Raw genomic sequence first — 7,679 nt, forward strand, 5'->3', positions numbered from 1 at the left:
AGCGTATTGCTTGTTGATAAAAACGTTGGAATCCAAAGATAATAAATCATGTTCTTTAATGTTGGCTAAATAAAGGGAAGGTTTTAAAAACAACAAATTAAAGGTTTTGACAAGCTTTACTTCTTCATCCCGAAAACCAAATTTTTTAAATCTTGGGTAGTTGAATGGGTTTTAATTTTGGTTAATAACACTTTTTCTTGCAATAATTCTTTGTCAAGTTTATTTTTTTGTTTACCCAGTTTAAGTAAGCGTTTTTCAATTTGTTCTAAATCTGCTAAAGCTAGTTCTGTTTGAATAATATCAATTTCTTCTACAGGATTATTCGTTTCTGTCACATGAGCAATATTGGGGTCTTCAAAACATTTAACCACATGACAAATAGCATCTACATTGCGAATATGACTTAAAATTGATTGCCAAGCCCTTCTCCTTTGGAAGCTCCCGCCACTAAACCTGCAATATCTTTTGAATTTATCAAAGCAGAAATAGTTTTTGAGATTGAAAAATTTGAGATAAAGTTTGGAGACAACGAATCTGACACTTCTACAATGCCAACATTAGGTTCGATAGTGGCAAAAGGATAATTAGCTTCTAAAACTTGCATTTTAGTTAAAGCATTAATAAATAAGGTAGATTTGCCTACATTTGGCAAACCAATAATTCCGACTTTCATTTTTGAGAGTTTCCTTATGGTATTTTATTTTGTAAAAAATAATTGGTTGGTAAAAAAGGGGGTGGTTTTTTGGTTGGGGGTAAAATGCGATTTTACAATTGTGTAAAAATAGATAAAATGTAATCTTGTAGCAATTCCTAAATTGAGTTCTAAAATGATGATATAAAAAATGTGCAAAAAAATAAAAAAATAACTAATATTTGGGTTCAGTTTTTTGATTTCTTCGTAAAAGCTCACATAATTTTGATATCGGAGGAAAGTATTTTGCTGTTTTCTAAGGCTTTTTTAACGCCACATTTTTCTTCTTGCAAATGAAGACAACTTTCACCAAAAAACAATCACAAACATGTTCTACAAAATCAGGATAAAATTCTTTAAAGTCCTAGGCAAAAAGTAGTTAAGTCTAGTTTGGAAAAAAACCAGGAGTATCAACAATAAATCCACCATTAAACTCGTATAATTGGGCGTTTTTGGTGGTATGTTTGCCTCTGCCAAGACTTTCAGAAATTTCTTGTGTTTTGAGTTTGGCATCTGGAATTAAGGCTTTGAGTAAGGTCGTTTTTCCTACTCCGGTTTGTCCTGCCAAAACTGTAATTTGATTAGCAAAAATGTGTTTAAGGGCATCTATTCCTATTTTTTGCTTGGAGTTAATATAATAAAAGGGTTGAAATTTTTGGTAATAAGATAATTGTTGTTGCATTGTTGTAAGGTTTTCGGGTTCTAACAAATCTATTTTAGAAAAAACTAAAACTACATCTAATTTTTGTTGTTCTAAAATTAATAAAAACTTATCTAATAAAAGAAATTGAAAATTGGGCTTTACTAAGGAAAAAACTAGCAATACCTGGTCAATATTGGCAACATTAGGTCTTTTTAATTCATTTTTACGAGGCAAAATAGATTGAATTAAATAAGTATCACAAGAAAGTTCATAAAACACAATATCGCCTACTTTAATAATAAAGTCAGAGGCAGAATTATTTTTCTTTTGGGTAGTTTTGATATCAGGGGTTTTTAATTTGCCTCTTTTTTAGCTTCCAAAATAATTTGAGTTTCTAAATCTTTAATATAATAAACTCCAGCCAAAAATCTTAATACTAAAGCTTTTTCCAAATAATAACTCCTTTTTTATATTTTGAAATCTTTTTTAATTATTTTTTTCTTATTTTGTCTAAATTGCTTTTTAAAAATTTTTAAATTGTCTGTGTGTGTGCGATAAAAAATGCTAGATACTAATTTATTCTAATTTGAGTAACTTTTTTTATAATTAATTAAAAAATCATTAATTATTTTTATTATAACATATAAAAAAACAATAATTACATATAAAGATAAATTGGGTTTAAATAAGCCAAAGCAGAGTTTATTTGCTAATGTTTTTATGGGTGTGACTTTGACAAATGGAATGTTTGTTGCAAAATAAAAAAGTTTTGGGGGTGGCAAAAATTGTTACATAAAGGAAGGACCCCTTAATAAAAAGGAGTCTTTTGTTAATATTTTGTTAATGGAATTAGGCAAGAAAAAATGTAGGATTACAAAATAATTATTTTTATGTTTGAAAATAGGGATGTTGTTTTTTACTTATTAAATTTACTTAATAAAGCCAAAACTTGTTGTTTAATTTGGGCTAAATAAGATTCTGTCGTCCAAGTGATTGATAGCTTTGTCCATCAAATCTGCAACTAAAATAAAATCATTTTCTCTAAAACCTAATGTTGTCATAGCAGGTGTGCCAATTCTAATACCGCTTGTCACAAAAGGTTTTTCTTGATCAAAAGGAATTGTATTTTTGTTGACAACAATATTTATTTTTCTAACATGTTTGCAATTTTTGGATCCTGTAAACTCAGGATTTTTATGTTTAACATCAATTAAAAATAAATGATTATCAGTGCCTCCACTTACAATGCGATAACTTTTTGTTGGAAGGCTTTAGCAAAGGTGTTTGCATTTTTGGATAACTTGCTTTTGATATTCTTTAAAGAGAAGGCATCATCGCTTCTTTGAAAAGCAACAGCTTTAGCTGCAATAGTATGAATACAAGGTCCTCCTTGAATACCTGGAAAAATACCACGATTTATTTTTTTAAATACTTCTTCTTTATTGGTTAAAATCAAACCTCCACGCGGTCCTCTCAGCGTTTTGTGCATAGTAGCAACAACATCGGCGTTAGCTTCAAAGGGACAAGGATGAAGCCCACAAGCAACTAACCCTGCAATATGGGCAATATTCGCCATTAAATAGGCATTAACTTCATCAGCAATTTGACGAAACTTTTTAAAATTAATAGTTTTAGAATAAGCCGAATATCCTGCAATAATTAATTTAGGTTTAACTTTAAGGAAACTTTACGAATTTCATCATAATCAATCATTTCAGTTTGGGGATTGACATTATAAAAATGAGCTTCATAAAAACCACCAGAAAAACTTAATTTATGACCGTGAGTAAGATGTCCTCCATCCATTAAAGATAATCCTAAAATTTTGTCACCAGGTTTTAATAAGGCTTGAAATGCTCCCATATTGGCTTGTGAACCTGAATGAGGTTGACGTTGTATATTTAGCACCAAACAGCTTGGTTGCTCTTTGGATGGCAATTTTTCTATTTGATCTACATTTTTACAACCATTATAATATCTAGCTTGAGGATAACCTTCTGCATATTTGTTAGTCAAAATGCTTCCTTGGGCATCTAATATCTGCTTGAGAAACAAAATTTTCCGAAGCAATTAATAAGATATTTTCTTTTTGTCTAATTTTTCTTTATTCAATAAGATCAAAGATTTCTTGATCTTGGTCTTTTAATCCTAACTTTTTGATTCATTCGGGCACAACCTTTTTCTTTTTTTATTTGGGCATTCAATGTAATTATTGGAAAACCAAAATGTTTTATAAAGCATTTACAAATACGAATTTATTTGATAAACAATAGAGCAAAAATGGTAGTTATGGTTATAAAATCAAGCATTTTCCAACGATAAGTAATCATTTTGGTGCGAGGAGCTCCCAAAACATAACCTCTTACTTCCATAGCATTAGAAATTACCAAAGACCTTTTAAAAACCAACACAAAAATAGGAACCAATAAGGCTAAAAGATGATTAATTCTTTTAAAAATATTTTTTTTGTGCAAATCCATGCCTCTTGCTGTCTGAGCTTTTAAAATTTTATTGGTTTCTTGCAATAAAAAGAATTAGCCATAAAAATTAAAGAAAGCATCAAAGTAAAAGTTTCAGTAGCAATTTTGAGTTTTTTAAAGGAGATAAAATAATATCTAGACCATCTTGAATTTCGATAAAAGAAGTTATTTTATTGAATAAAAAAAACAACATCACAATTAAAAACAATCTTGTCATAATAAAACAAATTCTTAGAAAGAAGTCGTTTGCAATATATAATTTTTTAGGTTTGCAACCCAAAATTTCTTGTATATTGGAAGGAAAATACGAAGGAATAACAAAGACGCACAAAAGCAAAAATAACAAATAAGATAATTTAAAGGGAATATATTTTTTAGTGAAATTATACAATAAACATACATATTAAAAACAACCAAAAAGAATGGATGGCATCATAACTTAAAATAGAATTTGAGCTCGCATAAAAGCATTAAAAGAAGTATCTTCCGAAGGAACTAAATTTATTACCAAAGAAATAATAAAAACAAATCTTAAATGTTTAATTCTTTGCCAAAAATAACCTCCAAGTTACTCCAAAAGCAACAAAGGCTCATTAAAGCTACCACACAAAAAGATAAAATAAAGTGATACGTTTGTGGTTTGCAAAAATAAAACTTGATTTGGAGCAATATTTTCAACATTACTTGGGCAGTTTTAAAATAAAAAACTAACAGCAACACAAAAGCAAGAATTTTGATAGAAGGATGGAGTTGGTACAAAAAACAACGCGATAAAGAGGGGTGGATAAATTATTATTTGTAAAATCATTATTTTTCATCAATAATACCTTTTAACAATAAAATTCTTTAAATATTGGGCAAGGGTGCTAAAACAATGAGTGTGCTTGAAAGGGGATTCCTAAAGTTTGTTTTAAATTTTTTTAAAAATTTTAAAAGTATCAGGAATATCTAAGTTAAATTGCTCAAATCGGGGGTGTTCAAAAAGTTTCTTTTGTGCCATCAAAAAGCAATTTTCCTTGAGACAAAACCAAAACACGTTTTGCATATTGGGCAACCAAATTCATATCATGAGTAATAATGATAATAGTTTTGTGAAATGTTTGATGCAAAATTTGTAAAAAATCCATAATATCAGAGCTACTTTCAAATCAAGACCACGTGTAGGTTCATCAAGGATTAAAAATATCAGGTTGTATGGCTAAAATACCTGCAATAGCGACTTTTCTTTTTGCTGTCCGTCACTAATTTGAAAGGGAGATTTTTGATGTAAAGCGGGAGGAATGTTGATTTGTTCTAAAGTTTTGAAAGCTTGCTTTTTGGGCTTGTTGTTTATTATTTAAAAAAGCTTCAGCACCAAACATCACGGCATCTTTTAAAACAGTTATTTCAAATAATTGATATTCAGGGAATTGGAAAACTAAACCTACTTTTTTGGCGCAAGGGCACTAAGAGTTCTTTTTTTTGTTTTTAGAAGTTATGGTAGTGCCACAAACTGTTACTTTTCCTATATTTGTTGTAAGCAAAGCATTCATTAATTGCACTAAGGTCGATTTGCCTGAACCGGTTTTCCCCACTAAAGCAATAAATTCATTTTGAGAATTGATTTTTAAATTAATGTCAGATAAAGTGGCAGTAGTTTTTGGGGGGGTGGTGGGTGTTTTTATAATAAAAGTTTACTTTTTCAAATTGTATTGCCATAAATATCCTTTAAATTTTCTAACATTTGATTATTTTTAATGTTTTTAGTGGTGCTGTCTTTTAAAATTTCATAGTAAAGCTCTAATGATAAAGGAGGTTTTAATTTGTATTTTTGCAAAAATAAAGGGTCTTGAAAGAGGTTTTGGGGTGGGGTTTGGGGTAATTAATTTTCCTTGATCAAGAACAATAATTTCATCACTTTAGCAGCAAACTCTAAATCATATGATAATGGTAATCAAAATTATTTTTAACATGGTTTGAATAATTTCTTGCACTTCCAAAGCGCCTTGAGGATCTAAAAAAGAAGTTACTTCATCAAAGATAATAATTTCGGGCTCCATCGCTAAAATGGAGGCAATTGCTACACGTTGTTTTTTGTCCCCCTGAAAGTTGATTCACGTTTGTGTCCAATAAATCATCTATATTTTTTACCATTTTGGCATATTGCCAAACTTTGGCTTCACCTAATTTCTTCTCTACAAACATTATAATTTTCCAATCCAAACGCAATATCTTCTTTACATAAGCCCTGTAACTGATAATCCGGATTTTGGAAAACCATACCTATTTTAGGTCGCAAAGGCAATTTTTTTTTTCATTTAAAACGATATTGTCAATTAAAATTTGTCCTTTGGTACAAGAAAGCAGCCCTACTAAAATTTTGGCTAAAGTAGATTTTCCTGAGCCATTATAGGACCAACAATAGAAACTCAAGAATTATTTTGAATGGTTAAGTTAAGGTCTTTTGAGAATAGGATTACAACTGTAATAAAAAGTTAAATTTTGAATAGATATCATAACTTTAAATTTTTTTCTTTCTTTGTTTGTTTGGTAGTTTTGATGGGGCATTTTTGAGGTAGTTGATTTTATTCTGGAGGAGAGGTTAGTTTGAAAAGGCAAACCACTTTGCAACAGAATCGCAAATCGTAATATAAGATATAAAAAATAAGATTGAGTTTTGTGGAAGGAGTGAGAAAAAATGTTATAGTAAATGGTGTAATTAAAATTTAATATCATCAATTTTTTGCAAATAACAAGTTACAAAAGAAACAATGTTTTTTAAGTGATTAGGTTCAAAAGGATTAGTAAGTCCTGTATGTTTTTAAAAAGGTTTAAAAAAGTTTAGAACCGCCTAATTGACATAATTTTAAGTACTTTACAAGTATTGGAATAATCTTGCTTTGCTCAAAAGCCAAATTTCTAAAGCACAAACTTGGGCTAAAGTATAGTCAATGGTAAAAAGGAGTAGAAAAAATGTGGCTTTGACGGAACCAAAAAGTACCTTTTCAAAAAGGATCGCTCTCTCATGCTTCTATCAACAAATATTTTTTTCCAAATTTGCCAACACTCTTTCTTTTGAGCAGGAGCCATTTGAGGATTTTGATAAAAATCATACGAAAAATGATCCAATAAAGCACCATAAAGTAAGAAATTAAGGGATTGGGATAAATGTAGAAATTGATATTTGTTCACACTTGGGCAAAAAATCTTTTACCCACGGATAAGCTAAAAATTCCATCCCCATAGAACTAATTTCAGCTGCTTCAAAAGTAGGCCAACGATACTCAGGAATTAAATGACGACTTTGATAAACTTGGAAGGCGTGTCCTATTTCGTGAGTCAAAACATCTACATCATGACTTGTACCATTAAAATTACTTAAAAAACAAAGGAGCGCTATATTTAGGAAGGTAAGTACAGTATCCACCGCCTGTTTTGTTGGGTTTGCTATCTAGGTCTAATAGGTTTTTTTCAAGAGAAAATCAAAAATAATTTGGTTTGGAGAGACATGGCATGATACATTTTTTTTGCTTGGATTAACTGAGAAATCAACTCCTCTTTGAGGTTTGGGATTGCCACTTGAAAAATTAAAACTTTTGTCATAACTTTCAATTTAGCAATACCTAAACGTTTGGATTTACGTTTTTGAGTCATGGTATAAAACGGCAAAACATATTTTAAAATGTTGGTGCGATAATCTGCAATGAAAGATTAAATCAGTGCGTCCTAAAATATCATAAACTAAGGCACCGAAATTGAATATCCCAATATTTGAGCCATCTGGTTCGTGTTTGACCAATTGGTCATAAATAAGGGTCATATTCTTGCTCGTTTAGCAAAAAATTGCGAAACAGCTAATTGAGCAATACGTAACCGGAACGAAGTA

The 7,679-nt window shown here is 30.0% G+C and carries 11 protein-coding genes and 2 pseudogenes; all 13 read right to left on the bottom strand.

Annotated elements, in window-relative coordinates; genetic code table 11:
- Window positions 1-116 precede the first annotated feature (116 nt).
- Entirely contained in the window at window positions 117-371 is a 255-nt protein-coding gene (locus tag ACEW7V_RS02675; RefSeq protein WP_374695357.1) for a hypothetical protein, read from the bottom strand.
- 32 nt (window positions 372-403) lie between these two features.
- Window positions 404-673 carry a GTPase gene (locus tag ACEW7V_RS02680; protein WP_374695358.1) on the bottom strand — a complete coding sequence of 90 codons (270 nt, stop codon included), beginning with the start codon at window positions 671-673 and terminating at the stop codon, window positions 404-406.
- Window positions 674-883: 210 nt separating this feature from the next.
- Window positions 884-1,786, bottom strand: a pseudogene (rsgA, locus tag ACEW7V_RS02685) (ribosome small subunit-dependent GTPase A); the annotation flags it as partial.
- Between the two features lie 504 nt (window positions 1,787-2,290).
- Window positions 2,291-2,994 (bottom strand): annotated as a pseudogene (locus tag ACEW7V_RS02690) (hypothetical protein).
- Window positions 2,994-3,404 carry a hypothetical protein gene (locus ACEW7V_RS02695; RefSeq protein ID WP_374695359.1) on the bottom strand — a complete coding sequence of 137 codons (411 nt, stop codon included), beginning with the start codon at window positions 3,402-3,404 and terminating at the stop codon, window positions 2,994-2,996. The pseudogene ACEW7V_RS02690 and the gene ACEW7V_RS02695 overlap by 1 nt, the downstream one beginning before the upstream one ends.
- A gap of 185 nt (window positions 3,405-3,589) precedes the next feature.
- Complete coding sequence (locus ACEW7V_RS02700) at window positions 3,590-3,859, bottom strand: CbiQ family ECF transporter T component (protein WP_374695360.1); 270 nt, start codon at window positions 3,857-3,859, stop codon at window positions 3,590-3,592.
- 932 nt (window positions 3,860-4,791) lie between these two features.
- Complete coding sequence (locus tag ACEW7V_RS02705) at window positions 4,792-4,923, bottom strand: hypothetical protein (protein ID WP_374695361.1); 132 nt, start codon at window positions 4,921-4,923, stop codon at window positions 4,792-4,794.
- Between the two features lie 336 nt (window positions 4,924-5,259).
- Complete coding sequence (locus ACEW7V_RS02710; protein ID WP_374695362.1) at window positions 5,260-5,388, bottom strand: ATP-binding cassette domain-containing protein; 129 nt, start codon at window positions 5,386-5,388, stop codon at window positions 5,260-5,262.
- A 107-nt stretch (window positions 5,389-5,495) separates the two neighbouring features.
- Complete coding sequence (locus ACEW7V_RS02715; RefSeq protein WP_374695363.1) at window positions 5,496-5,630, bottom strand: hypothetical protein; 135 nt, start codon at window positions 5,628-5,630, stop codon at window positions 5,496-5,498.
- 100 nt (window positions 5,631-5,730) lie between these two features.
- Window positions 5,731-5,853, bottom strand: coding sequence for a hypothetical protein (locus tag ACEW7V_RS02720; RefSeq protein ID WP_374695364.1), 123 nt, complete (start codon window positions 5,851-5,853; stop codon window positions 5,731-5,733).
- A 223-nt stretch (window positions 5,854-6,076) separates the two neighbouring features.
- Window positions 6,077-6,226 (bottom strand): ATP-binding cassette domain-containing protein, encoded by a 150-nt coding sequence (locus ACEW7V_RS02725; protein ID WP_374695365.1) that lies wholly within the window; start codon window positions 6,224-6,226, stop codon window positions 6,077-6,079.
- A gap of 718 nt (window positions 6,227-6,944) precedes the next feature.
- Window positions 6,945-7,220 (bottom strand): M3 family metallopeptidase, encoded by a 276-nt coding sequence (locus ACEW7V_RS02730; RefSeq protein WP_374695366.1) that lies wholly within the window; start codon window positions 7,218-7,220, stop codon window positions 6,945-6,947.
- A 44-nt stretch (window positions 7,221-7,264) separates the two neighbouring features.
- A complete protein-coding gene (locus ACEW7V_RS02735) occupies window positions 7,265-7,447 on the bottom strand; it encodes a hypothetical protein (protein WP_374695367.1) in 183 nt (60 codons plus the stop codon).
- Between the last annotated feature and the right edge of the window lie 232 nt (window positions 7,448-7,679).

Source organism: Areca yellow leaf disease phytoplasma (assembly GCF_041920595.1).